Genomic DNA, 23,054 nt, shown 5'->3' with positions numbered 1-23,054 from the left:
CTTTTATGAGTCTGGCGCTGTTCCCGCTAAATACCGTGCTGTTCCCTGGCTGCACCCTCGACCTGCAACTGTTCGAGGCGCGCTACCTGGACATGATCAGCCGCTGCATGAAAAAGGGCGAAAGCTTCGGCGTGGTGTGCATCCTCGACGGCAGGGAAGTGGGCATGGCCCCGGACGGCTACGCGCTGATCGGCTGTGAAGCGCTGATTCGCGACTTCAAACAACAGGACAACGGCCTGCTGGGGATTCGGGTCGCAGGTTCCGCGTGCGGGATGCGGGCGTGCAGAGGGACCAATTGCTGGTGGCCGACGTGCAATGGCTCGAAGAACTGCCTGACCAACCGCTGGAAGAAGAGGACGCCGACCTGCTGGCGCTGCTGCAGGCGTTGGCCGAGCACCCCATGGTTGCTTCGCTGGACATGGATGCGCACGCCGACGGACAGCAAGCCTTGGGCAATCAGTTGGCGTACCTGCTGCCCTTCACCGAAGCCGACAAGGTCGACCTGCTGCAACTCGACGACCCGCAGCAGCGCCTGGATGCGATCCAGATGCTGCTCGATGAATTGCAGGGGGAGCTGTTCACTTAATAGGCGTAGCGCAGCAGAGCATGCGGCGTGCCGGTGAGTGCGATGAAGCTCAGCACCGCAATCAGCGCCGGCAACAACAGCCACCAGGTTTTTTGTGACATGGCGGGCAGCGGGCTTCGGTACTGGCTGATGCCCAGGCTGAACGCACACACCGTCATCGCCAGCAGTGTGCCGGCCAGGATGTCCGTGGGCCAATGGGCGCCGAGGTAGACCCGCGACAGCGCGATAAATGCAGCCGGAATGCAGCCCAGCAGCATCCACGTCAGGCGCAGCCGTGTGGGTTGCCCGCGACCGGCCAGGATCGCCAGGGCCAGGAAAAACGCGAAAGCGCCGGACGCGTGGCCGCTGGGCATGCTGAAGCTGGTCAAAGGGTCTGTAAGGATTTCCGGCCGTCCGCGAGCGAAAAACAGCTTGGTCCCGGTGTTGATCACCGCAGCGCCCGCCAGCGTTACGCCGACAAACACCGCATGGCGCCATTGGCGTGCCAATAGCAGCAGGCCGGTGAACACGGCGCTGGCGAAAAACATCTTCTTGAATTCACCCAGTTGGGTGATGCGCACCATCACTTCATCCAACCAAGTGCTGCGATGTTCCTGCACCAGGGCGGTCAGGCCATGGTCGAAGTTGTCCAGAGCGTGGTAGCCGATAAACAGCGCGATCAACAGCACCAGGCTCGCGCAACCCATCCACAAGGTAGCGCGACGATGGCCGCGCAAGCTGCTGTTCACGCTCAGCCCGATCAGGACGGCCAGGCATCCTGCGACCACTGCGGCCTCGGGCCAGAACCCCTCGGGCAGAGGCAAGCGGAAGGCGGCGCCGGTCGCCCAGCCCGGCAGCAGATAGGCCACCGACCAGCCCGCTGCCGCCACGACGCTCACCACCGCAAAGCGCGGAAATGGCATGTCGCACATGCCCGCCACCATCGGCAGCATAGGGCGCAGCGGGCCGATGAAGCGTCCGACCAGGAGGCTGGCAATGCCGTACTTGTGGAAGTAGGTTTCAGCGCCGTTCATCCATTCAGGATGGTGACGCAAGCCGGGCAAACGCCTGATGTTCTGGTGGAAATGTCGACCCACAAAATAGGAAGCCCCGTCACCGAGCAGACCGCCCAGAAAGCCCATCAGCAAGGTTTCACTCAGGGACAGTGCGCCGCTGCCGGCGAGTGCGGCAATAGCAAACAACAATACCGTGCCAGGCACGATCAACCCGGCGATGGCCAAGCACTCCACGCAGGCGACGATAAACACCGCCACCGCCAGCCATTCGGGGTTGAGGGTCAACCAGCCGGTAATGCTATCGAGCCATTGGCCCATACAATCCACTCCATTTATTCGGCCACTGCCTTGCAAATTCATATCCGGACTCGCCGCACATCAACTGTGGGAGCGAGCAAGCCCGCTCCCACATGGAATCTGCCGCGCTGCAGATATCAATTTTCAGCAGCAACAGCGGCCTCTACTAATCAAATCAAAAAATAATCGCGCCCTTCGACCTGGCCACGGCGCAGCGGGTTCCGTGTGCAATAAGGCGCATAGCCAGCATCCACAAAGCGGTACATCAAGTGTTCATCCCGGCCGCTGGGAATGCCCAGGCGGGTGGTTTGGATGATCTGACTCGGCGCCTGGCCCACATCCTCAACGTAGAGCAATTGCTGATCGAAGCGCTTGGCATCCCACATCGGCACCTTCAACCTCAAGGCTTTGCAAAGCAACGTCTGGCCTGCGCACAGCTTTTGAGCGGCACGCGGGCTGCCATCGGCATTTGGATTGTTCAACAGCATCTGCGCCAGGCTTTCGGGGCCGGACAACGCGTCGACCCACGGATACGCCGATTTGATCAACACGGCATTACCCGGCCCATGAGCGCTGAAGTTCAGGGAATCGCCACCACGGGCGTAGTACATGTAGATATGACCGCCATCCAGAAACAAAGCCTTACGCTTTTCTGTGTAGCCCAATGAAGCGTGACTGCCTTTTTCGGCCACGTAATAGGCTTCGGTTTCAATAATTCGTGCAGAAAGCCAGGTTTCGCCGACGCGATGGCGGATGACTTTTCCGAGTAATGCTTGCGCAAGCGTTTGCGCATCGCGGTCGAAGAAGCTGTCGGGCAGGGCGCTGGCGGGGAGCAGGGGCGATGAGCTGGGCATGGCAGTCAGGGTGAATACGGCTAAATGTGACGGAATCATAACAACTCCCACCTTAATTACCGCTGAACCCCAGATTTTTACAGTTCATTTCGACCATCCGCCCCTCACCGCTGTCAGTCGGGCGGCGTCACAGCTATAATCTGCCGCTTTCCTCCATGCCAAGACTCCCTGACCATGACTGAGTCCGTTCTTGACTACATGACCCGCCTGGGTCGCGCTGCCCGTCAGGCCTCGCGGTTGATCGCCCGTGCGAGCACTGCGCAGAAGAACCGTGCCCTGTTGGCTGCCGCTGACGCTCTGGATGCTTCGCGCTCCGAGCTCGCCACTGCCAACGAACTGGACCTGGCCAACGGCCGCGCCAATGGCCTGGAGCCGGCCCTGCTGGACCGCCTGGCGCTGACCCCGGCACGTATCGACGACATGATCGAAGGTTTGCGTCAGGTGGCCAAGCTGCCTGACCCCATCGGCGAAATCCGCGACATGCGTTACCTGCCGTCCGGCATCCAGGTCGGCAAGATGCGCGTGCCGCTAGGCGTGATCGGCATCATTTATGAGTCGCGTCCGAACGTTACCATTGACGCGGCGAGCCTGTGCCTCAAGTCCGGCAACGCCACCATCCTGCGTGGCGGTTCCGAGGCGATCAATTCGAACCGCGCCATTGCAGCGTGTATTCAGCAGGGCCTGGCCGTGGCCGAATTGCCCGCCGAAGTGGTGCAGGTGGTGGAAACCACCGACCGCGCCGCCGTAGGTGCGCTGATCACCATGCCGGAATTTGTCGACGTGATCGTGCCACGTGGCGGCAAGAGCCTGATCGAGCGCGTCAGCCGCGATGCCAAGGTGCCAGTCATCAAGCACTTGGACGGCGTGTGTCACGTATACATCGACATCGCTGCCGACATCGACAAGGCGATCCGCATCGCCGACAACGCCAAGACTCACCGCTACGCCCCGTGCAACACCATGGAAACCCTGCTGGTGCACGTCGGCATTGCCGATCGCGTGCTGCCGCCGCTGGCTGCCATCTACCGCGACAAGGGCGTGGAGCTGCGTGGTTGTGTGCGCACCCGCGCGCTGCTCGGCGCGGACGTGATCGAAGCGACCGAGCAAGACTGGTACACCGAGTACACGGCGCCGATCCTGTCGATCCGCATCGTCGACGACCTGGATGAGGCCATCGAGCACATCAACACCTATGGCTCCAAGCACACCGACGCCATTGTTTCCGAGCATTTCAGCGATGCCCGGCGTTTCCTCAACGAAGTGGATTCCGCTTCGGTGATCGTCAACGCCTCGACGCGTTTTGCCGATGGTTTCGAGTATGGCCTGGGGGCGGAGATCGGCATTTCCACCGACAAGCTCCACGCACGCGGCCCGGTTGGCTTGGAAGGCCTGACCAGCGAGAAGTACGTGGTGTTCGGCGACGGTCATGTGCGCACTTGATGGCTAAACGCATCGGGCTGCTCGGCGGTACCTTCGACCCCGTGCACATCGGCCACTTGCGCAGTGCCCTGGAAGTCGCGGATGCCCTTGCGCTGGACGAGCTGCGGGTGATGCCCAACGCCCGGCCTCCGCATCGCGATACGCCGCAGGTGTCGCCGCAGCAGCGCCTTGAAATGGTGCGCCTGGCCGTGGAAGGTATCTCGCCGCTGGTGGTGGACGACCATGAGCTCAAGCGCGATAAACCGTCCTACACTGTTGACACCCTGGAGCTGATGCGCGCTGAACTGGCCGCAGATGACCAGTTGTTTCTGCTTTTGGGCTGGGACGCATTTTGCGGCCTGCCCTCTTGGCATCGCTGGGAGGAACTCCTTCAGCATTGCCACATCCTGGTTTTGCAACGCCCGGATGCCGACAGCGAACCGCCGGATGCCTTGCGCAACCTGCTGGCCGCGCGGTCGGTAAGTGACCCCTTGGCCCTGACCGGGCCGAACGGGAATATTGCATTCGTCTGGCAGACCCCGCTTGCGGTGTCCGCCACCCAGATCCGTCAACTGCTGGCCAGCGGGAAGTCGGTACGTTTCCTGGTGCCTGACGCGGTCCTGGCCTACATCGATGCGCACGGGCTTTACCGTGCGTCGAACTGAAAAGGCGCGCTTGAGCGTACGCACAGTCGTACAGCGAGCGCCCGTACATACGAGCAAAACGAGTTTTATATGACGAACAAAGACGTAAGCAAAGTTAAGCGCAAAGGCACCTTCAAAAGCGCCCCGCTGCCGGTAGAAGCCCACGTTGGCCCTGAGCTGGCTGGCGAAGAGCTGGTAAAAGTCGCCGTAGCGGCCCTGGAAGACGTTAAGGCCCAGGACATCCAAGTGCTGGACGTGCGCGACAAGCAGAGCATCACCGACTACATGATCATCGCCACCGGTACCTCCAACCGCCAGATCGGCGCGATGCTGGACAAGGTTCGCGAAGCCGTCAAAGCCCAAGGCGTCAAGCCGCTGGGTGAAGAAGGCAAGGGCGACAGCGACTGGGTGCTGTTGGACATGGACGACGTGATCGTGCACATGATGACCTCCAACGCTCGCCAGTTCTACGACCTGGAGCGTCTTTGGAAAGGCGCCGAGCAGAGCCGTGCCGCCGATGGCAAGCACCACAGCCCGGAAGTGGGCCACGCGCACTTCGACAAGCTGAACAAAGACCAGGAATAAGGAACGGCTGTGCGCCTGCGTCTGATCGCTGTCGGTTCACGCATGCCCAAGTGGGTGGAAGAAGGCTGGCACGAGTATGCCAAGCGTCTGCCCGCTGAGCTGTCGCTTGAACTGGTGGAAATACCGCTGAATACCCGGGGCAAGAATGCCGATGTGGCGCGCTTTATCCGTCAGGAAGGCGAAGCCATGTTGGCCAAGGTCGGCCCCAATGAGCGCATCGTCACTCTCGAAGTGCACGGCAAACCCTGGAGCACCGAGCAATTGGCGGTGGAGCTGGATCGCTGGCGCCTGGATTCGCGTACGGTCAACTTCATGGTGGGCGGCCCCGAAGGGCTGGCGCCGGAAGTCTGTGCGCGGGCGGACCAGCGTTGGTCGTTGTCAGCGTTGACGCTGCCGCACCCGTTGGTACGGATTCTGATCGGTGAGCAGCTGTATCGCGCCTGGACAGTTCTGTCCGGGCACCCTTATCACAAATAATCTGCGCCTCTTTCGATGACCCAGCCGATCCGCATCAAGGACCACGAGAAAGACGCACGTCTCGTACGCGCTCGGGTCGTGTTCGGCGCTTTTATGGTGGTTGGGCTAATCGGGGTGCTGATTGCGCGCCTGTATTTCCTGCAGGTGATCCAGTACGACTATCACTCCACGCTGTCGGAAAACAACCGGGTGCATGTGCAGCCGATTCCGCCGACCCGTGGGCTGATTTTCGACCGCAATGGCGTGGTGGTCGCGGATAACCGGCCCAGCTTCAGCCTGAGCATGACCCGCGAACGTTCCGGTGATTGGCAGCAGATCCTTGATGTGATCGTCGAGGTGCTGCAGTTGACCCCAGAAGACCGCGTGATCTTCGAAAAGCGCATGAAGCAGGGGCGCAGGCCATTCGAGCCGGTGCCGATCCTGTTTGAGCTGACCGAAGAGCAGATCGCCCGGATCGCGGTGAACCAGTTCCGTCTGCCGGGTGTGGAAGTGGTGGCGCAGTTGGTGCGGCACTACCCGCATGGGCCGCACTTTGCGCACTCTGTCGGCTACATGGGGCGAATCAACGAGAAAGAGCTGAAAAGCCTCGACCCGGTCAATTACAGCGGCACCCACCATATCGGCAAGACTGGCATCGAGCGTTTCTACGAGCCAGAACTGCACGGCCAGGTGGGTTACGAAGAAGTCGAGACCAACGCTCGCGGCCGTGTGCTTCGGGTACTCAAACGCACCGATCCGGTGCCGGGCAAGGACATCGTCCTGAGCCTGGATATCAAGTTGCAGGAAGCCGCCGAGATGGCCCTGGGCGGTCGGCGTGGCGCGGTGGTCGCGCTGGACCCGAAGACCGGTGAAGTGCTGGCGATGGTCAGCCAACCAAGCTTCGACCCCAACCTGTTTGTGACCGGCATCAGCTTCAAGGCTTACGCCGAGTTGCGCGATTCCATTGACCGGCCGCTGTTCAACCGCGTATTGCGCGGCCTGTACCCGCCGGGTTCGACGATCAAGCCGGCGGTGGCGATTGCGGGTCTGGACGCGGGCGTGATCACGGCCTCCAGCCGAGTCTATGACCCTGGCTACTACATGCTGCCCAACTACGATCACAAATACCGTAACTGGAACCGCACCGGTGACGGCTATGTCGACTTGGACACCGCGATCATGCGCTCCAACGACACCTATTTTTACGACCTGGCCCACAAGCTGGGGATTGATCGCCTATCCACCTATATGCGCAAGTTCGGCCTCGGTCAAAAAGTCTCCCTGGATATGTTCGAAGAGTCCCCAGGCTTGATGCCGTCGCGCGAATGGAAGCGCGCGACCCGCCGCCAGGCGTGGTTCCCGGGCGAGACGCTGATCCTCGGCATCGGCCAGGGCTACATGCAGGCCACACCGCTGCAGTTGGCCCAGGCCACGGCGCTGGTGGCCAACAAAGGCATCTGGAACCGTCCGCACCTGGCCCGGACCATCGAAGGCGAAAAACCGGTGGATGACAACCCGATCCCCGACATTGTGCTGCGTGACCCGTCGGACTGGACCAAGGTCAACCATGGCATGCAGCAAGTGATGCACGGTGCCCGCGGTACAGCGCGCAAAGCGGCGATTGGCGCGCAATACCGTATTGCCGGCAAGAGCGGTACCGCGCAAGTAGTGGCGATCAAGCAAGGCGAGAAATATGACCGCTCCAAGGTTCAGGAGCGCCACCGTGACCACGCCTTGTTTGTCGGCTTCGCGCCGGCCGACGATCCGAAAATTGTGGTGGCGGTGATGGTCGAAAACGGCGAATCCGGCTCCGGCGTCGCGGCCCCGGTGGTGCGCCAGATCATGGACGCCTGGCTGTTGGCCGACGACGGCAGGCTCAAGCCCGAATATGGCGGCCCCCCGTCAAGCACCGAGGTTACGGCCCATGAAGAGTAAATTTGACCGCATCCTCTCCAGCGAGGACGTGATGCGTCGTCGTGCGACGTTTCTGCAACGCATTCACATTGATGGCCCGTTGCTGATCCTGTTGCTGACATTGGCAGCGGGCAGCCTGTTCGTCCTGTACTCGGCCAGCGGCAAGAACTGGGACCTGCTGATCAAGCAAGCGTCGTCGTTCGGCCTGGGCCTGTTGTCGATGGTCGTGATCGCCCAGCTTGAGCCACGGTTCATGGCGCGTTGGGTGCCGCTGGGCTACGTCGTCGGGGTGTTGCTGCTGGTGGTCGTGGACGTGATGGGCCACAACGCCATGGGCGCGACGCGCTGGATCAACATTCCGGGGGTGATTCGCTTCCAGCCGTCGGAATTCATGAAGATTCTGATGCCGGCAACCATCGCCTGGTACTTGTCCAAGCGCACCTTGCCGCCGCAGCTCAAACATGTGGGGATCAGCCTGATCCTGATTGGCGTGCCGTTTGTGCTAATCGTGCGCCAGCCCGACCTCGGCACCTCGCTGCTGATCCTGGCGGGCGGTGCCTTTGTGCTGTTCATGGGCGGTTTGCGCTGGCGCTGGATCCTCAGCGTGCTGGCTGCCGCCGTGCCCGTGGCCGTGGCCATGTGGTTCTTCTTTATGCATGACTACCAGAAGCAGCGAATCCTGACCTTCCTCGACCCTGAAAGCGACCCGCTCGGCACCGGCTGGAACATCATCCAGTCGAAGGCCGCCATCGGTTCCGGCGGCGTATTTGGTAAGGGGTGGTTGCTGGGCACCCAATCGCACTTGGACTTTTTGCCCGAGAGCCACACCGACTTCATTATTGCGGTACTGGGCGAAGAGTTTGGCCTGGTGGGCATTTGCGCGTTGCTCCTGATCTATTTGCTGTTGATTGGTCGCGGCCTGGTGATCACCGCGCAGGCGCAGACGTTGTTCGGAAAATTGCTGGCCGGCGCACTGACCATGACTTTTTTTGTTTACGTTTTCGTCAACATCGGTATGGTCAGTGGCCTGTTGCCGGTTGTTGGGGTGCCGTTGCCGTTCATTAGCTACGGCGGAACTTCGCTGGTGACATTGATGTCAGCGTTTGGGGTTTTGATGTCGATTCATACGCATCGCAAATGGATCGCACAGGTTTGAATAAGGTGAAGATGTCAATGCAAGTAATGCGCGGCTGGGCGACTCGGCATGCGTCCTGGATGGGTCTGATTGGGCTGCTGGGCGCAACGCAAGAGGCGCGGGCCGGTGACTACGATGGTTCACCCCAGGTCGCCGAGTTTGTCGGTGAAATGACCCGCGACTATGGTTTCGCCGGTGAGCAACTGATGGGCGTGTTCCGCGAAGCCCAGAAAAAACAGTCGATCCTCGACGCCATTTCTCGCCCTGCCGAACGCGTGAAGCAGTGGAAGGAGTATCGCCCGATGTTCCTCACCGACGCCCGCGTGGCGCGGGGTGTGGACTTCTGGCGTCAGCATGAGGCAGTACTGGCCCGCGCCGAGCAGGAATACGGTGTGCCAGCTCAGGTCATTGTCGCGATCATTGGCATCGAAACCTTTTACGGGCGCAATACCGGCAGTTACCGGGTGATCGACGCCTTGTCGACCCTGGGCTTCGATTACCCGCCGCGCGCCGACTTCTTCCGCAAGGAGCTGCGCGAATTCCTGCTGCTGGCTCGCGAAGAGCAGGCCGACCCGCTGAGCCTCAAGGGTTCCTACGCGGGTGCGATGGGCTTGCCGCAGTTCATGCCGAGCAGCTTCCGCGCCTATGCCGTTGACTTTGACGGTGATGGGCATATCAATATCTGGAGCAATCCGGACGATGCCATCGGCAGTGTGGCCAGCTACTTCAAGCGTCATGGCTGGGTCGGCGGCGAACCGGTGGTGATCCGCGCCGATGTCACGGGGGATCGCGCCGACGAAGGCCTGACCCAAGGCATAGAGCCGGCCAAGACGGTCGGGGAGTTGCGGGCGCTGGGCTGGTCGAGTCAGAATGCGCTGCCTGATGATCTGCCGGTGACGGCGTTCCGTCTTGAAGGCGAAAATGGCCCTGAATACTGGATGGGCCTGAAGAATTTCTACGCAATCACGCGTTATAACCGCAGTGTGATGTACGCCATGGCCGTGCATCAGCTGTCAGACATGCTGGTCCAAGCACGGGGCAACAAGTAATGCGGGCATCGCCGTTCAATAAACCGCTCAAGCTGGTGGCGTTCGCCGCGTTGTCCCTGCTGGTCGTCAGTTGTTCCACCAGTCGTGGTCCGGCGCAGAAGGCCGGGGGCACGGTTGTCCGTGCCCAGCCGGGCCTGGACATCAACCGCGCGCACAAAGATGGCGCGCCGTGGTGGGACGTCGACGTGTCGAAGATCCCGGACGCCACGCCGACCCTGCACACCGGCCCGTATAAGGCGAACCCTTATACCGTGCTGGGCAAAAGCTACTTCCCCCTGCAGGAATCCAAGACGTACGTCCAATCGGGTACAGCGTCCTGGTATGGCACCAAATTCCATGGCCAGAACACCGCCAACGGCGAAGTGTATGACCTGTACGGCATGAGCGCGGCCCACAAGACCCTGCCGCTGCCCAGCTACGTACGCGTGACCAACCTGGACAACAACCGCACGGTGATCCTGCGAGTCAACGACCGCGGGCCGTTCTATTCGGACCGCATCATCGACTTGTCGTACGCTGCCGCGAAGAAACTCGGTTATGCCGAAACCGGTACTGCGCGCGTGAAGGTTGAAGGTATCGACCCGGCGCAATATTGGGCCCAGCGCGGCAAGCCAGCGCCGCTGATGCTCAATGAGCCGCAAACCCAGCAGCCGCAAGTGACCGCCTCAACGGGCAAGGTCGAGCAGTGGACGCCTCCGCCGCAGCAGCATGCTCCGGACACCGTCGTCGTACCCAGGGCAGCACCAGGCGCTGCCGTCGCGGGCGGGCAATACCTGCAGGTCGGCGCTTTCGCCAACCCGGATGCGGCAGAACTGTTAAGGTCCAAGCTGAGCGGGATGGTCAACGCGCCGGTTTTTATCAGCTCCATCGTGCGTAACCAGCAGACCCTGCATCGCGTGCGGATGGGGCCGATAGGCTCGCCGAGCGAAGTCGCGCAAGTGCAGAACAGCGTGCGCATGGCCAACCTGGGGCAACCCAGCGTGGTTACCGCCGAATAACAGAGAATTGATGGTTCTGGCTCGTGCGCGGGTCAGAGCTGTGGTTGTTGGCTCGTTTGACAATAAAAACCCAGGGGCAAGGGGTGAGCGGGCAACCGAATACGCGACAGTCTGGCAACGGGCTGCCTGAATGAGTTTTGCCCGCGAGGGCAAGTTTCCATAAGCAATTTCGAGAGACGGATGAACATCACCACCTTAGCCAAACGCACGTGCCTGCTTCTTTCGCTGATCATCACCCCGGCCGCCTGGGCCGTTGAAATGGTGCCGGCTTCCCCGCAACTGGCCGCCAAGTCCTGGGTTCTCATGGATGCTGCCAGTGGCAACGTGCTGGTCGAGAGCAACGGTGACCAGCGCCTGCCACCGGCCAGCCTGACCAAACTGATGACCGCCTACATCGCGACCCTGGAAATCCGTCGCGGCCAGATCGGCGAGAACGATCCGGTGACCGTCAGCGAAAACGCCTGGCGTACCGGCGGCTCGCGGATGTTCATCAAGGTCGGTTCGCAGGTGACTGTAAGCGACCTGCTGCACGGCATCATCATCCAGTCCGGTAACGACGCCAGCGTCGCCCTGGCCGAGCACATCGCCGGCAGCGAAGACGCGTTCGCCGACATGATGAACAAGACGGCGACTGACCTGGGCATGACCAACAGCCACTTCATGAACCCGACCGGTCTGCCGAACCCAGAGCACTACTCGTCGGCTCACGACATGGCAATCCTGGCGCGCGCGATCATTCGTATCGACCCGGTGCACTACGCGATCTACTCCCAGAAAGAGTTCTACTGGAACAACATCAAGCAACCTAACCGCAACCTGCTGCTGTGGCGCGACAAGACCGTTGATGGTCTGAAAACCGGCCACACCGAAGAAGCCGGCTACTGCATGGTGTCGTCCGCTGTACGTGACGGCCAACGCCTGATCGCCGTGGTCTTCGGCACCAACAGCGAGCAGGCCCGTGCGGCCGAAACGCAAAAACTGCTGACCTACGGTTTCCGCTTCTTCGAAACCCAGACCTTCTACCAGAAGGGTGCTGAACTGGCGACCGCGCCGGTTTGGAAGGGCGCTACCTCCCAAGTCAAGGCCGGCCTGGCTGAAGACCTGACCCTGACCATGCCTAAAGGCCAGCTGAAAAAGCTCGCTGCCAGCATGACCATGAACCCGCAATTGGTTGCGCCAATCGCCAAGGGCGATGTGATCGGTAAAGTCGAAGTGAAGCTGGACGACAAGGTGGTGCACAGCGCCGACCTGATCGCCCTGGATGCCGTCGACGAGGGTGGTATCTTCCGCCGCGTGTGGGATAGCATCCGTCTATTCTTCTACGGCTTGTTCAACTGATAGTGTGCATCTGCAAAGCCCCGCGTTGATCCGACGCGGGGCTTTGTTGTCGCCAAGGCTTACGCTTACGAGGCCGTTACGCCATGACCGATACCGAAGTAAAGGCGCCAAAGATCGAATTCCCGGTGGTGGACTATCCCATCAAGATCATCAGCGACACCGGCGTAGGCCGCAAAGACTTGATCCTTGAGATCGTGCGCAAGCACGCCACGATCAATGATGAGCGTGTGGACGAGCGATCCAGCTCCACAGGCAAATACACCACGATCCAGTTGCACATCGTTGCGACGGGGCAAGACCAGCTCTACGACATCAACAGTGAACTGCGGGCCACTGGCTTCGTGCACATGGTGTTGTGATGTCACAGGTCCTGGGCTTTCGCGAGCTCGGCCGGATGGACTACGCGCCCGTCTGGCACGCCATGCAGCGGTTCACTAACGAGCGCGGCACGTCGGCCCCCGATGAAATCTGGCTGGTGGAACATCCGCCGGTATTTACCCAGGGCCAGGCCGGCAAGGCCGAGCACTTGCTTCTGCCGGGGGATATTCCGGTGGTGCAGGTCGACCGAGGTGGCCAAGTGACTTACCATGGGCCCGGTCAGCTTGTCGCTTATCTGTTGCTGGATGTGCGCAAGCTAGGGTTCGGCGTGCGCGACCTCGTCAGCCGCATGGAGGCTTGCCTGATCGAGCTGTTGGCCAGTTACGGCGTGACCGCCGCGGCCAAGCCGGATGCGCCGGGTGTTTATGTGGACGGCGCGAAAATCGCCTCCCTGGGGCTGCGGATTCGCCACGGCTGTTCCTTCCATGGCTTGGCCTTGAACGTGGACATGGACCTAGCCCCGTTCCGGCGGATCAACCCATGTGGCTATGCCGGGTTGGCGATGACGCAACTGAGTGATCACGCCACACCGATTAAATTTGCCGAGGTAAGTGCCCGGCTGCGTGAGCAGCTCGTCAAACACCTCGACTATGCTGAGCAGACGACCCTCACGGGCGGAATCGACTGATTATGACTACTGATGCAGTGCAAACCATGATCCCGACGGTGGACGTTACCGACCGTGCGGCCCCGGCCCCGCGTGCCAAGGTGGAAGCCGGCGTCAAGCTGCGCGGCGCCGAGAAGGTTGCACGCATTCCGGTGAAGATCATTCCGACCACCGAACTGCCGAAGAAGCCTGACTGGATCCGCGTGCGCATCCCGGTTTCGCCGGAAGTCGACCGTATCAAGGCCCTGCTGCGCAAACACAAGCTGCACAGCGTGTGCGAAGAAGCGTCCTGCCCAAACCTAGGCGAGTGCTTCTCCGGCGGCACCGCCACCTTCATGATTATGGGTGACATCTGCACCCGTCGTTGCCCGTTCTGCGACGTGGGCCACGGCCGTCCGAAGCCACTGGACGTCAACGAGCCGGAAAGCCTGGCCATCGCCATTGCCGACCTTAAGCTCAAGTACGTGGTGATCACCTCGGTTGACCGCGACGACCTGCGTGACGGCGGTGCCCAGCACTTTGCCGACTGCATCCGCGAAATCCGCAAGTTGTCGCCGAACGTCATGCTCGAAACCCTGGTGCCGGACTACCGTGGCCGTATGGACGTGGCGCTGGAAATCACCGCTGCCGAGCCGCCGGATGTGTTCAACCACAACCTGGAAACCGTGCCACGCCTGTACAAGGCCGCGCGCCCGGGTTCGGACTACCAGTGGTCGCTGACCCTGCTGCAGAAATTCAAGCAAATGATGCCGCACATTCCGACCAAATCCGGCCTGATGCTGGGCCTGGGCGAGACCGACGAAGAAGTGATCGAAGTCATGCAGCGCATGCGCGAACACGATATCGACATGCTGACCCTGGGCCAGTACCTGCAACCGTCCCGCAGCCACTTGCCGGTGCAGCGTTTCGTGCACCCGGACACCTTCGCCTGGTTCGCCGAGGAAGGTTACAAGATGGGCTTCAAGAACGTTGCGTCGGGGCCGTTGGTGCGTTCGTCATACCATGCGGACGAACAGGCCAAGCTGGTCAAGGCTAGCCTGGTGTCGTAATACAGATTTGGCCAACACCGCTGATCCAATGTGGGAGCGGGCGTGCTCGCGAAGGCGGTGTTTTTCAGTCACCTGATTTATTGACTGACACTGCGCCTTCGCGAGCAAGCCCGCTCCCACATTTCGTTCCGCGTCTGCCAAGGAGAGTTGTGGATGAGCATTGCCGTACCTGCCTTGCGAGCCGAAGGCACCATCGCCCTGATCGCTCCCGCCGGCCCCGCCACGCTGGACTTCGAAAAGGCCGACCAATGGATGCGCGCCCACGGTTACGACCTGCGAATCTTCCCTGGCGTCTATGAGCGCGACGGCTACCTGGCCGGCAGCGATAAAGTCCGCCTCAACGACCTCCATAAAGCCTTTGCCGACCCTGAAATCGACGCCATCTTCTGCCTGCGCGGCGGCTACGGCACGCCGCGTCTGCTTGATAGCCTGGATTTCGACCTGCTACGCGCCCATCCCAAGCCGTTCGTAGGTTATAGCGACATCACCGCTCTGCACCTAGCGATCAGCCGATATGCCGGCTTCGTGACCTTCCACGGGCCGATGCTCAATGCCGATCTGCTGGGCGATAAGCAACAACCCACCGAAGCCTCGCTGTTCAGTCTGCTGCGCGGCCAACTGAGTGCTGGTAGCCAGTTGATACACCCGGTGGCTTACCCGCTGACTACGATTGAACCGGGCGTCGCCTGCGGGCGTTTGCTGGGCGGCAATCTGTCGATGATCGCGGCTGTCATGGGCACGCCCTACGAGATGGATGCTGAGGGCATCATCCTGTTTATCGAAGACGTCAACGAGCCCCTCTACCGCATCGACCGTCTGCTCACGCACCTGCGCCTGGCAGGCAAGCTGGCCCAGGTTGCGGGTGTGCTGGTGGGGGATGTGGCGGGTGTGGACAAGGATGCGTTGGAGCGGCTGCTCAAGCAGACCTTTGAACCGCTGTGCATTCCGGTATTGTCCGGCTGGCGCAGTGGGCATTGTGATCCGAACCTGACGTTGCCGATGGGCGCGTTGGTTAGGTTGGAGGCGGGGGAACAGCGGGTGGTGTTGGAGCAGGATGTGGTCTTCAAGGACTGAGTTTGATATCGCCTGCCAGGCAGTCATCGCAGGCGAGCCAGCTCCCTCAGGGAAATGCATTCCAACTGTTGGGGCTGGGGTCTACCTGTTCTGCAACGATTCCAGCAGCTTCACCGTCGGATACCCATCCGCCGGCCAGCGCAGCGCTTGCTGCGCCGCACGAATCGCCTTGCGCGTATTGGCGCCGATGATCCCGTCCGGGTTCCCCGCGTCATAGCCGTTGGCACTCAGCGCTGTCTGCAAGTCGATACGCTGGGAGCGACTCAGCGGCAGCTCATCCTTCGGCCAGTCACCACGAATTACACCACCGCCACCGAACCTTTCCGACAACAGGCCAACCGCCAGCGCGTAGGACGACGAGTTGTTGTACCTGAGGATTGCGCGGAAGTTATCCAGCACCAGGAACGCCGGGCCACGGTAGCCCGCCGGCAACAGCAGGGCGGCTGACAGCTGGTCGGCGTTGGGCGGCATGCTGGCGCCCGGTGGCAGTTGGATACCAAGTTTCAGCCATTCGGCGACTGTCTTGCGAATGCCGCCATCGGCCAGGGCGTAATCGAAGTTCGCCGGCAGTTGTTTCACCTCGAAGCCCCATGGCTGGCCTTTCTGCCAGCCGGAGCTTTGCAGGTAGTGCGCGGTGGAGGCGAGCGCGTCCGCTGGGCTGTTCCAGATGTCGCGGCGACCGTCGCCATCGAAGTCGACGGCATGGGTGTTGTAGGTGGTCGGGATAAATTGGGTCTGGCCCATGGCGCCGGCCCAGGACCCTTTCATCTGGTCTGCCTGGATGTCGCCGTGCTGGATGATCTGCAGCGCTGCCAACAGTTGCGCCTGGGCGAATGCTGGGCGACGGCCTTCATAGGCCAGGGTCGCCAGCGAACGAATCACCGAGTTATTGCCCTGGAACTGTCCGAAATTGCTTTCCATGCCCCACACCGACACCAGCGCCTGGCGGTCGACGCCATAACGTTGCTCGATGCTTTGCAGGATATCGGCGTATTTGTTCAACAATGCCTGGCCATTACGCACGCGCACCGGCGAGAGGGCGCCGTCGAGGTATTCCCACACGGGGCGGGAAAATTCCGGCTGGCTGCGGTCGGCGCGGATGACCGCCATATCAGGGGTGACGTTGGCGAAAGCGTTGTCGAACACAGCTTCGGTGATGCCGGCCTGCAGGGCTTGCACGCGAAAGCCAGCCTGCCATTCGGCAAAGGTCTGGGTCGGTTGGATATCAAGATTGTCCACCGCCAGCGGGGCCACGACAGCGGGCGCTACCACCGGGGCGGTCTGTAACTTTGGCAGTGGTTGAGCGTCGGCGGCGGTCGGTTTCTCCGCGCAGGCGACTAGCAGAATGAGGCTGGAGGCAGCGATCAATTGGCGAAGGTGCCAACGACGGGGAAGACTAGAGGGCATGCACAGGTCCAGAGATTACAAATCAGGTGCAGACCTTATCATGTCAGAGGGGCGCTTGCCTTCAGGCAGCCAGAAAGTAAGAAGCCTCCCAGCTATTAGACTGGAAGGCTTCGCGGCGGTAGCTGCCTTTGCCCTTGCCGGCGCGTTCCTGACGGCTGCGGAACAGTGGCTGGGCGATGATGGATTTGGCCTTGTTGGGGCCATGCTTGGATGGCTTTTTGCTCATGATGGTTACTCTCGTGGGGTGGATGGAACGGCGCAAATGATCGGCCGAAGTTCACCCGCTGTAAAGCCCAGCGATGTGTAGGCGCTTTCGCAAGCTGAAGTAAGTACGGTTAATGTGTGGCTTGCCTGCGATAGCATCACCTCCATGCATCTGAAAAACCGAGGTGCCTGCATCGCGGGCAAGCCCGGCGCCCACAGGGGAAGGTGGTGTTTTAGAAAGTGTTATTCAGCAGGCAGTGTCAGGCGCTGGCCGGCCATCAACAGCGACAAACGGCTCAAGCTCATCCACGGCGATCCCGCTGCCTGGCCCTTGATCTGCGCATCGATGCGCTGCGCTTCCAGCAAAAGCTGCGCCCAGCGTTGTGCCGAGTGCCGTTGCAGGGCCTTGCTCATCAAGGGTTTGCGTTTGTCCCAGACCGGTGGCCGGGCTTGGCTGAACGCTTTGTCCAGCGGCGTGCCCTGGCTGTATTGCAGGGCAATGTTGGCCAGCACCCGCAATTCTCGCGCAAGGGCCCAGAGAATCACCGGCGGCTCTACGCCTTCGCCGCGCAAGCCCTCAAGCATGCGCAGGGCATGGGCGGGTTCGCCATTGAGGATGGCATCCACCAGCCCGAACACATCAAAGCGCGCACTGTCGGCCACCGCGCCCTGGACGGTCTCAACGGTGATTTGCCCGTCTTCGGCCATCAGCTTGAGCTTTTCGATCTCTTGGGCTGCGGCAAGCAAGTTGCCTTCGACCCGGGCGGCGATCAGCTCCACCGCATCCTGGGTCGCCGACAGCCCCGATTGTGCCAGGCGTTGGCGAATCCATTGCGGCAACTGGTTGCTGTCGACTGGCCAGATCTGGATGAACTGGGTCTGAGCCCCTTCGACCAGTGCCTTGCCCCACTTGGTTTTCTGGGCGCTGCCATCAAGCTTGGGCAGGCTGATCAGCAAGACCGTGTCTTCGGCAGGTCGTGAACAGTACTCAATGAAGGCGGCGGCACCCTTGTCACCCGGCTTGCCCGAAGGCAGGCGCAGTTCCAACAGGCGCTTTTCGGCAAACAGCGACATGCTCGCGCCGGCTTGCAGCAACGTGCCCCAGTCGAAACTGGCGTCGGCGCTGAAGACCTGGCGTTCATCGAAACCTTGCTGGCGTGCGGCGGTGCGGATGGCGTCGGCGGCTTCCTGGCACAGCAACGGGTCATCACCGCTGACGATGTAGACAGGCGCAAGGCCACCTTGCAGGTGTTTGGCGAGTTGGGCGGGGGCGAGTTTCATAGGCAGTGTAAACGGGGCGCCAGGGGCGCCCCGTCTGGCTTACTCGACAGGTACTTCAACAGGCGATTGTTTCGGCGTGTTGTCTTCGTACTCTTTGGCGGCTTTCAGTGCGTCGGCATCAGCCTTGGCCTTGTCGTCAGCGCGTTGCTGCAGGGTTTCCAGTTGTTCCGGGGTGATCAGCGAGAGGCGCAGCACCATGCGCTGGACCAGTTCGCGACGCATCTCCTTACGCACCTGAATGATTTCGGAGTCCGAACCCACCAGGTTGTTGCCGTCGTGGCTAACGACTTTCTGAATCTGGATGTCGTCACCCATCAATGGCAGGTGGTCGTGGCCCTGGATTTCAAAGCTGAGCACGGTGCTCAGTTCGATATCGGACGCACGCCCGGCGCTGGCATAGCTGAGGTTACGCTGGGTTTGTTTTTCATTGGCCAGGAACAGCTTGTAGGTCGCGCCGGTGTAGACGTGAACGCCACTGTTCTCCAGGACCTGACGCAGCTGGGTCACTGTTTCGCTGTAGGCGTCGCGGGCACTGACGTCCAGTTCCTTGATCGCCATTTCGTGGGTGCCGGTACCGCGCAGCTGGAAGCCGCAAGCGCTCAGCAACACGGCAAGGCCCATAACCAGCAAATTGCGTTTGATCATTTTGTTGCTCCCCTTGAAACCATGTGGGCCTTATCGAGGCCCTGAAGGCTTTGTTCGGCGCAGGGCTCAAGCCCTGCGCCCGATCCGATTAGCTAGCGACGATATTGACCAGTTTGCCAGGCACTACGATCACTTTGCGGATCGTCAGGCCTTCGGTAAAACGCAGCACGTTTTCGTTGATGCGCGCAGCCGCTTCGACGTCTTCGCGGCTGGCGCTGGCTGGCATGTCGATCTGGCCACGCAGTTTACCGTTGACCTGGATCACCAGTTGCAGCGTGTCCTGTACCAGGGCGCTGTCATCCTGCACCGGCCAGCGCGCGTCGATGACGGCGCCGCTGTGGCCCAGACGGTTCCACAAGTCGTGGCTGATGTGCGGCGTGATCGGGGCCAGCAGCAGTGTGACCGTTTCCAGGCCTTCCTGTATCAGCGCGCGATCCTGTTCAGTGGCTTGCGGCGCTTTTTCCAGCACGTTCATCAGCGTCATCACCTGGGCGATGGCGGTGTTGAATTTGTGGTGCTGGCCCACGTCCTGGCTGGCTTGCTTGATGGCCAGGTGGGTGCTGCGTCGAATGAGTTTCTGCTCGTCGCTCAACGCCGCTACGTCCAGTTTGCCCGGCAAGCCCTGGCTGATGTGGGCATGCGCCAGGCGCCAGACGCGCTTGAGGAAGCGGTGCGAGCCTTCGACGCCAGAGTCAGACCATTCGGCGCTCATGTCAGGCGGCGAGGCGAACATCATGAACAGACGGCAGGTGTCGGCGCCGAACTGGTCGATCATCGACTGTGGGTCAACGCCGTTGTTTTTCGACTTGGCCATCTTCTCGGTGCCGCCGATTTCCACGGGCAGGCCGTCGGCGATCAGCTTGGCGCTGATGACCTTGGCTTTGCTGTCGCGCTCAAGCTCGACGTCGGCCGGGTTGAACCAAGTGTAGGCGCCGTTGGCTTCACGGCGGTAGTAAGTCTCGGCGACCACCATGCCCTGGGTCAGCAGGTTCTTGAACGGCTCATCCGAACTCACCAGGCCTTCGTCGCGCATCAGCTTGTGGAAGAAGCGCGCGTACAGCAGGTGAAGGATGGCGTGTTCGATACCGCCGATGTACTGGTCCACCGGCAACCAATGGTCGGCTGCGGACTTTTCGACCAGGCCGCCTTCATAGTGTGGCGAGGCGTAGCGGGCGTAGTACCACGAGGACTCGACGAAGGTGTCCATGGTGTCGGTTTCACGCTTGGCAGGCGCGCCGCATTTCGGGCAGCTGCACGCGTAGAACTCGGGCATGCGCGCCAGTGGCGAACCGGCGCCATCCGGCACCACGTCTTCCGGCAGGACCACCGGCAGTTGGTCTTCCGGTACCGGCACATCGCCACAGCTTTCGCAGTGGATGATCGGGATCGGGCAGCCCCAGTAGCGCTGGCGGCTGATGCCCCAGTCGCGCAGGCGGAACTGGGTGCGCGATGCACCGAGGTTCTTTTTGATCAGCGCGACTTCGATCGCGTCGAACGCGCCCTGGAAGTCCAGGCCGTCAAATTCGCCGGAGTTGATCAGTTCACCATGCTCGCCGTAGGCGTCTTGCCACGGGGCCGGGTTGGTGTCGCCCGCGCGGGTGCGCACCACGGATTTGATTGGCAGGTTGTACTTGGTGGCGAATTCGAAATCGCGCTCGTCGTGAGCCGGCACAGCCATTACGGCGCCATCGCCGTAGTGCATCAGCACATAGTTGGCGACCCATACCGGCAGCTTTTCGCCCGTCAATGGATGTTCAACAAACAGCCCGGTCGGCAGGCCTTTTTTCTCTTGGGTGGCGACGTCGGCTTCGGCCACGCTGCCGCCTTTGCATTCGGCGATGAACGCCTGCAGCTCAGGGTTGTTCTGGGCTGCCTGGGTGGCCAGCGGGTGTTCGGCTGCCACGGCGACGTAAGTCGCGCCCATCAGGGTGTCCGGACGGGTAGTAAACACTTTGAGCGCGCCCGCTGCGCCGATCGAATCGACGTTATACGGGAACTGCACTTCCATGCCCTTGGACTTGCCGATCCAGTTGCGTTGCATGGTCTTGACCTGTTCAGGCCAGCCCGGCAGGTCGTCGAGGCTCGACAAAAGTTCATCCGCGTAGGCGGTGATCTTGAAGTAGTACATCGGGATTTCGCGCTTTTCGATCAGCGCGCCGGAGCGCCAGCCGCGACCGTCGATCACCTGTTCGTTGGCCAACACGGTCTGGTCGATCGGGTCCCAGTTCACGGTACCGCTCTTTTTGTAGATCACGCCTTTTTCGAACAGACGCGTGAACAACCATTGTTCCCAGCGGTAGTAGTCCGGCTTGCAGGTGGTCACTTCGCGGGACCAATCCACCGCCAAGCCCAGGCTGCGCAGCTGGTTCTTCATGTAGGCGATGTTTTCGTAGGTCCACTTGGCAGGCGCCACGTTGTTTTTCATCGCGGCGTTTTCCGCCGGCATGCCGAAGGCATCCCAACCCATGGGTTGCAGGACGTTCTTGCCTTGCATGCGCTGGTAGCGGGAAATCACGTCACCGATGGTGTAGTTGCGCACGTGCCCCATGTGTAGCTTGCCGCTGGGATAAGGGAACATCGATAGGCAATAGAAAGTCTCCTTGCCTGGCTGTTCACTGACTTCAAAGGACTTTTGCTCGTCCCAGAAGGCTTGGGCGGCATTTTCTATTTCACGGGGCTGATATTGTTCGTGCATGGCTACTTTTGAACTGAATAGGGGTGGCCTAATCCTCTTCGGTGCAACGTTCAGGTTGATCGACACCAAAAAGCGGCGCGTCCGTGCCCAAACCCTGCGGGAAGTGGAGTTACAGGAAGCGCCGTAGCATACATGACCCCACTCTATCGAGGGAAACCCTGATTGCGCCGGCAGGGCCGTCTGTCGCGGCGGCAGGCAGGGGCAGCCATGGGGGCTACGCTGTTTATTGGGGAGTAAGTCTTATCTTCAATGAGGTGAGGGGATGGTTGAATCGCAGCGAATCGTATCGAAACCGGATATCTACGAAGGACTGATCGACCGATTGGGTCGTGTATTGGATGCAGCGAGAACAGCCGGCCGATTGCGTGATGAGCGGCCTGTTGAGTTGGAACTGCGTGGTTTGAGCCGCGCAGAACTGGAACTGATCGAGGCCTATTTGGAACGCAATGGGCGCAGTGCGCCTCCCTCGGTGGCAAACCCGCCAGCAGGGGAGCCTACGCACTCAGCCAAGGTGGTGTGGCTCAAGGACTTGTCGGCCGGTCGTGGCCCGCAAAAGCTTCGGTCCGCCCGCTACAAGTAGTTCATTGCCCCCCTGAACGTATCATCGCGCTGCACTGTAAGGATTGTCGCTAAACCCCGTTACACCTTAGGCTTCGGGCATCTATGGAGATGCCCGATGCCTATTCGTTATTTCATTAAACAATTGCTACTGCCGCCCGGCATTCTCTTGCTGCTGCTGGCGTTTGCCTGGTGGTTTCGTCGCAGCCGGCCACGCTTGGCGGGTTGCTGCTTTGCCCTGGGTTTTGGCGGCATGTGGCTGATCAGCCTGCCGGTGATGGTGGAGTGGGGCGCACGGGTCCTGGAAACCGAGCCACCGCTGGCGCGAGAAGACTGGTCGACACTGGCTCAGCGCGCCGACGCCATTGTGGTGTTGGGTTCGGGGCGCGAGCGCGGCGACCCGGCCTGGGGCGTCGACCAGCCCACCGGTATCGGTCTGGAGCGCCAGCGGTATGCCTCACGATTGGCCAAGGCCTCCGGGCTGCCGGTGCTGACCACTGGCGGCCTGCATTACGGCACGCCGCCAAGCGAGGCAGAGTTGATGTCGGTCTCGATGCGCGATGACTTCGGTGTGACGGTGCGCTGGGAGGAAGAGCGCAGCCGCACCACGTGGGAAAATGCGCAGATGAGTGCTGAGATTCTGCTACCCGAGGGCGTCAAACGCGTAGTGGTAGTGACTCAGGCCTGGCACATGCCGCGTGCGGTGTGGAGTTTTGAAAAGGCTGGCTTCACCGTGGTGCCTGCGCCAGTGGGGTTCCTGGGCGTAGACAATGCCAGACCGCTGGGTGGTTGGATGCCGGAGTTCAAGTCGGTGTGGCAGAGCGGGCAGTTGATCAATGAAGCGGTGGGGCAGATAGGCTACCGATTGTTCTACCGATAACACCGC

General features: G+C 61.1%; 22 protein-coding genes and 1 pseudogene. 16 read left to right on the top strand and 7 right to left on the bottom strand.

Translation table 11 applies throughout. The annotated features are described in order from the left end of the window. Positions 1 to 5: 5 nt before the first annotated feature. Positions 6 to 586, top strand: a pseudogene (locus AACY36_RS14890) (LON peptidase substrate-binding domain-containing protein). Here the strand turns inward: AACY36_RS14890 and AACY36_RS14885 are convergent. Together AACY36_RS14885 and AACY36_RS14880 are read right to left on the bottom strand one after the other, a co-directional pair. Continuing rightward, positions 583 to 1,899 (bottom strand): bifunctional DedA family/phosphatase PAP2 family protein, encoded by a 1,317-nt coding sequence (locus AACY36_RS14885; protein ID WP_339416928.1) that lies wholly within the window; start codon positions 1,897 to 1,899, stop codon positions 583 to 585. The pseudogene AACY36_RS14890 and the gene AACY36_RS14885 overlap by 4 nt on opposite strands. A 149-nt stretch (positions 1,900 to 2,048) precedes the next feature. After that, on the bottom strand, positions 2,049 to 2,732 hold the full coding sequence (locus AACY36_RS14880; protein ID WP_339417051.1) for a DNA-3-methyladenine glycosylase: 684 nt from the start codon (positions 2,730 to 2,732) through the stop codon (positions 2,049 to 2,051). 174 nt (positions 2,733 to 2,906) lie between these two features. On the opposite strand from AACY36_RS14880, the gene AACY36_RS14875 reads away from it, so the two are divergent. The 13 genes from AACY36_RS14875 to AACY36_RS14815 all read left to right on the top strand — a co-directional run bounded on the left by AACY36_RS14875 (position 2,907) and on the right by AACY36_RS14815 (position 15,378). Beyond that, positions 2,907 to 4,172, top strand: a complete 1,266-nt coding sequence (locus AACY36_RS14875; RefSeq protein WP_339416927.1) for a glutamate-5-semialdehyde dehydrogenase — start codon at positions 2,907 to 2,909, stop codon at positions 4,170 to 4,172. Further along, complete coding sequence (gene nadD / locus AACY36_RS14870) at positions 4,172 to 4,816, top strand: nicotinate-nucleotide adenylyltransferase (RefSeq protein WP_049711370.1); 645 nt, start codon at positions 4,172 to 4,174, stop codon at positions 4,814 to 4,816. Before AACY36_RS14875 ends, nadD begins: the two co-directional genes overlap by 1 nt. Before the next feature lie 69 nt (positions 4,817 to 4,885). After that, positions 4,886 to 5,380: a ribosome silencing factor gene (gene rsfS / locus AACY36_RS14865; protein ID WP_003237041.1), complete on the top strand. Its 495-nt coding sequence runs from the start codon at positions 4,886 to 4,888 to the stop codon at positions 5,378 to 5,380. Between the two features lie 9 nt (positions 5,381 to 5,389). Continuing rightward, positions 5,390 to 5,857: a 23S rRNA (pseudouridine(1915)-N(3))-methyltransferase RlmH gene (gene rlmH / locus AACY36_RS14860; RefSeq protein WP_003176297.1), complete on the top strand. Its 468-nt coding sequence runs from the start codon at positions 5,390 to 5,392 to the stop codon at positions 5,855 to 5,857. 15 nt (positions 5,858 to 5,872) lie between these two features. Next, positions 5,873 to 7,771 (top strand): penicillin-binding protein 2, encoded by a 1,899-nt coding sequence (gene mrdA, locus AACY36_RS14855; protein ID WP_339416926.1) that lies wholly within the window; start codon positions 5,873 to 5,875, stop codon positions 7,769 to 7,771. 31 nt (positions 7,772 to 7,802) lie between these two features. Beyond that, positions 7,803 to 8,906, top strand: coding sequence for a rod shape-determining protein RodA (gene rodA, locus AACY36_RS14850; protein WP_339417049.1), 1,104 nt, complete (start codon positions 7,803 to 7,805; stop codon positions 8,904 to 8,906). Between the two features lie 17 nt (positions 8,907 to 8,923). Beyond that, a complete protein-coding gene (mltB, locus tag AACY36_RS14845) occupies positions 8,924 to 9,934 on the top strand; it encodes a lytic murein transglycosylase B (RefSeq protein ID WP_339416925.1) in 1,011 nt (336 codons plus the stop codon). Continuing rightward, positions 9,934 to 10,932 carry a septal ring lytic transglycosylase RlpA family protein gene (locus AACY36_RS14840; RefSeq protein WP_339416923.1) on the top strand — a complete coding sequence of 333 codons (999 nt, stop codon included), beginning with the start codon at positions 9,934 to 9,936 and terminating at the stop codon, positions 10,930 to 10,932. Before mltB ends, AACY36_RS14840 begins: the two co-directional genes overlap by 1 nt. Before the next feature lie 180 nt (positions 10,933 to 11,112). Beyond that, entirely contained in the window at positions 11,113 to 12,270 is a 1,158-nt protein-coding gene (locus AACY36_RS14835; protein ID WP_339416921.1) for a D-alanyl-D-alanine carboxypeptidase family protein, read from the top strand. An 83-nt stretch (positions 12,271 to 12,353) separates the two neighbouring features. After that, on the top strand, positions 12,354 to 12,629 hold the full coding sequence (locus AACY36_RS14830) for a DUF493 domain-containing protein (RefSeq protein ID WP_065891172.1): 276 nt from the start codon (positions 12,354 to 12,356) through the stop codon (positions 12,627 to 12,629). Beyond that, on the top strand, positions 12,629 to 13,276 hold the full coding sequence (gene lipB, locus AACY36_RS14825) for a lipoyl(octanoyl) transferase LipB (RefSeq protein ID WP_339416919.1): 648 nt from the start codon (positions 12,629 to 12,631) through the stop codon (positions 13,274 to 13,276). The genes AACY36_RS14830 and lipB overlap by 1 nt, the downstream gene beginning before the upstream one ends. Before the next feature lie 26 nt (positions 13,277 to 13,302). Further along, positions 13,303 to 14,304, top strand: coding sequence for a lipoyl synthase (lipA, locus tag AACY36_RS14820; protein ID WP_162490596.1), 1,002 nt, complete (start codon positions 13,303 to 13,305; stop codon positions 14,302 to 14,304). 153 nt (positions 14,305 to 14,457) lie between these two features. After that, on the top strand, positions 14,458 to 15,378 hold the full coding sequence (locus AACY36_RS14815; RefSeq protein ID WP_339416917.1) for a S66 peptidase family protein: 921 nt from the start codon (positions 14,458 to 14,460) through the stop codon (positions 15,376 to 15,378). A gap of 81 nt (positions 15,379 to 15,459) precedes the next feature. Here the strand turns inward: AACY36_RS14815 and AACY36_RS14810 are convergent, their stop codons facing one another. The 5 genes from AACY36_RS14810 to leuS all read right to left on the bottom strand — a co-directional run bounded on the left by AACY36_RS14810 (position 15,460) and on the right by leuS (position 21,610). Then, positions 15,460 to 16,785: a lytic murein transglycosylase gene (locus AACY36_RS14810; protein WP_339416915.1), complete on the bottom strand. Its 1,326-nt coding sequence runs from the start codon at positions 16,783 to 16,785 to the stop codon at positions 15,460 to 15,462. A gap of 61 nt (positions 16,786 to 16,846) precedes the next feature. Then, entirely contained in the window at positions 16,847 to 17,011 is a 165-nt protein-coding gene (gene arfA / locus AACY36_RS14805) for an alternative ribosome rescue factor ArfA (protein WP_003176285.1), read from the bottom strand. A gap of 221 nt (positions 17,012 to 17,232) precedes the next feature. After that, entirely contained in the window at positions 17,233 to 18,270 is a 1,038-nt protein-coding gene (gene holA, locus AACY36_RS14800; protein ID WP_339416914.1) for a DNA polymerase III subunit delta, read from the bottom strand. A gap of 39 nt (positions 18,271 to 18,309) precedes the next feature. Beyond that, the gene (locus AACY36_RS14795) at positions 18,310 to 18,915 is read right to left on the bottom strand and encodes an LPS-assembly lipoprotein LptE (RefSeq protein WP_339416913.1); all 606 of its coding nucleotides are present in this window, start codon (positions 18,913 to 18,915) and stop codon (positions 18,310 to 18,312) included. 88 nt (positions 18,916 to 19,003) lie between these two features. Continuing rightward, positions 19,004 to 21,610, bottom strand: a complete 2,607-nt coding sequence (gene leuS / locus AACY36_RS14790) for a leucine--tRNA ligase (RefSeq protein WP_339416911.1) — start codon at positions 21,608 to 21,610, stop codon at positions 19,004 to 19,006. 262 nt (positions 21,611 to 21,872) lie between these two features. Between leuS and AACY36_RS14785 the strand changes: the two genes are divergently transcribed. Together AACY36_RS14785 and AACY36_RS14780 are read left to right on the top strand one after the other, a co-directional pair. Continuing rightward, positions 21,873 to 22,190 carry a hypothetical protein gene (locus AACY36_RS14785; RefSeq protein ID WP_339416910.1) on the top strand — a complete coding sequence of 106 codons (318 nt, stop codon included), beginning with the start codon at positions 21,873 to 21,875 and terminating at the stop codon, positions 22,188 to 22,190. A 96-nt stretch (positions 22,191 to 22,286) separates the two neighbouring features. After that, on the top strand, positions 22,287 to 23,048 hold the full coding sequence (locus AACY36_RS14780) for a YdcF family protein (RefSeq protein ID WP_339427976.1): 762 nt from the start codon (positions 22,287 to 22,289) through the stop codon (positions 23,046 to 23,048). The last annotated feature ends 6 nt before the right edge of the window (positions 23,049 to 23,054 follow it).

Source organism: Pseudomonas sp. EA_15y_Pfl1_P101 (genome assembly GCF_963970835.1).
GTDB classification, from domain to species: domain Bacteria; phylum Pseudomonadota; class Gammaproteobacteria; order Pseudomonadales; family Pseudomonadaceae; genus Aquipseudomonas; species Aquipseudomonas tritici.
This window is presented reverse-complemented; position numbering and strand designations above follow the sequence as displayed.

Coding starts and splice junctions, on each gene's coding strand:
- AACY36_RS14885 (WP_339416928.1), bottom strand. CDS start 1,899: ATGGGCCAATGGCTCGATAGCATTACCGGCTGGTTGACCCTCAACCCC.
- AACY36_RS14880 (WP_339417051.1), bottom strand. CDS start 2,732: ATGCCCAGCTCATCGCCCCTGCTCCCCGCCAGCGCCCTGCCCGACAGC.
- AACY36_RS14875 (WP_339416927.1), top strand. CDS start 2,907: ATGACTGAGTCCGTTCTTGACTACATGACCCGCCTGGGTCGCGCTGCC.
- nadD (WP_049711370.1), top strand. CDS start 4,172: ATGGCTAAACGCATCGGGCTGCTCGGCGGTACCTTCGACCCCGTGCAC.
- rsfS (WP_003237041.1), top strand. CDS start 4,886: ATGACGAACAAAGACGTAAGCAAAGTTAAGCGCAAAGGCACCTTCAAA.
- mrdA (WP_339416926.1), top strand. CDS start 5,873: ATGACCCAGCCGATCCGCATCAAGGACCACGAGAAAGACGCACGTCTC.
- rodA (WP_339417049.1), top strand. CDS start 7,803: ATGCGTCGTCGTGCGACGTTTCTGCAACGCATTCACATTGATGGCCCG.
- mltB (WP_339416925.1), top strand. CDS start 8,924: ATGCAAGTAATGCGCGGCTGGGCGACTCGGCATGCGTCCTGGATGGGT.
- AACY36_RS14840 (WP_339416923.1), top strand. CDS start 9,934: ATGCGGGCATCGCCGTTCAATAAACCGCTCAAGCTGGTGGCGTTCGCC.
- AACY36_RS14835 (WP_339416921.1), top strand. CDS start 11,113: ATGAACATCACCACCTTAGCCAAACGCACGTGCCTGCTTCTTTCGCTG.
- AACY36_RS14830 (WP_065891172.1), top strand. CDS start 12,354: ATGACCGATACCGAAGTAAAGGCGCCAAAGATCGAATTCCCGGTGGTG.
- lipB (WP_339416919.1), top strand. CDS start 12,629: ATGTCACAGGTCCTGGGCTTTCGCGAGCTCGGCCGGATGGACTACGCG.
- lipA (WP_162490596.1), top strand. CDS start 13,303: ATGATCCCGACGGTGGACGTTACCGACCGTGCGGCCCCGGCCCCGCGT.
- AACY36_RS14815 (WP_339416917.1), top strand. CDS start 14,458: ATGAGCATTGCCGTACCTGCCTTGCGAGCCGAAGGCACCATCGCCCTG.
- AACY36_RS14810 (WP_339416915.1), bottom strand. CDS start 16,785: ATGCCCTCTAGTCTTCCCCGTCGTTGGCACCTTCGCCAATTGATCGCT.
- arfA (WP_003176285.1), bottom strand. CDS start 17,011: ATGAGCAAAAAGCCATCCAAGCATGGCCCCAACAAGGCCAAATCCATC.
- holA (WP_339416914.1), bottom strand. CDS start 18,270: ATGAAACTCGCCCCCGCCCAACTCGCCAAACACCTGCAAGGTGGCCTT.
- AACY36_RS14795 (WP_339416913.1), bottom strand. CDS start 18,915: ATGATCAAACGCAATTTGCTGGTTATGGGCCTTGCCGTGTTGCTGAGC.
- leuS (WP_339416911.1), bottom strand. CDS start 21,610: ATGCACGAACAATATCAGCCCCGTGAAATAGAAAATGCCGCCCAAGCC.
- AACY36_RS14785 (WP_339416910.1), top strand. CDS start 21,873: ATGGTTGAATCGCAGCGAATCGTATCGAAACCGGATATCTACGAAGGA.
- AACY36_RS14780 (WP_339427976.1), top strand. CDS start 22,287: ATGCCTATTCGTTATTTCATTAAACAATTGCTACTGCCGCCCGGCATT.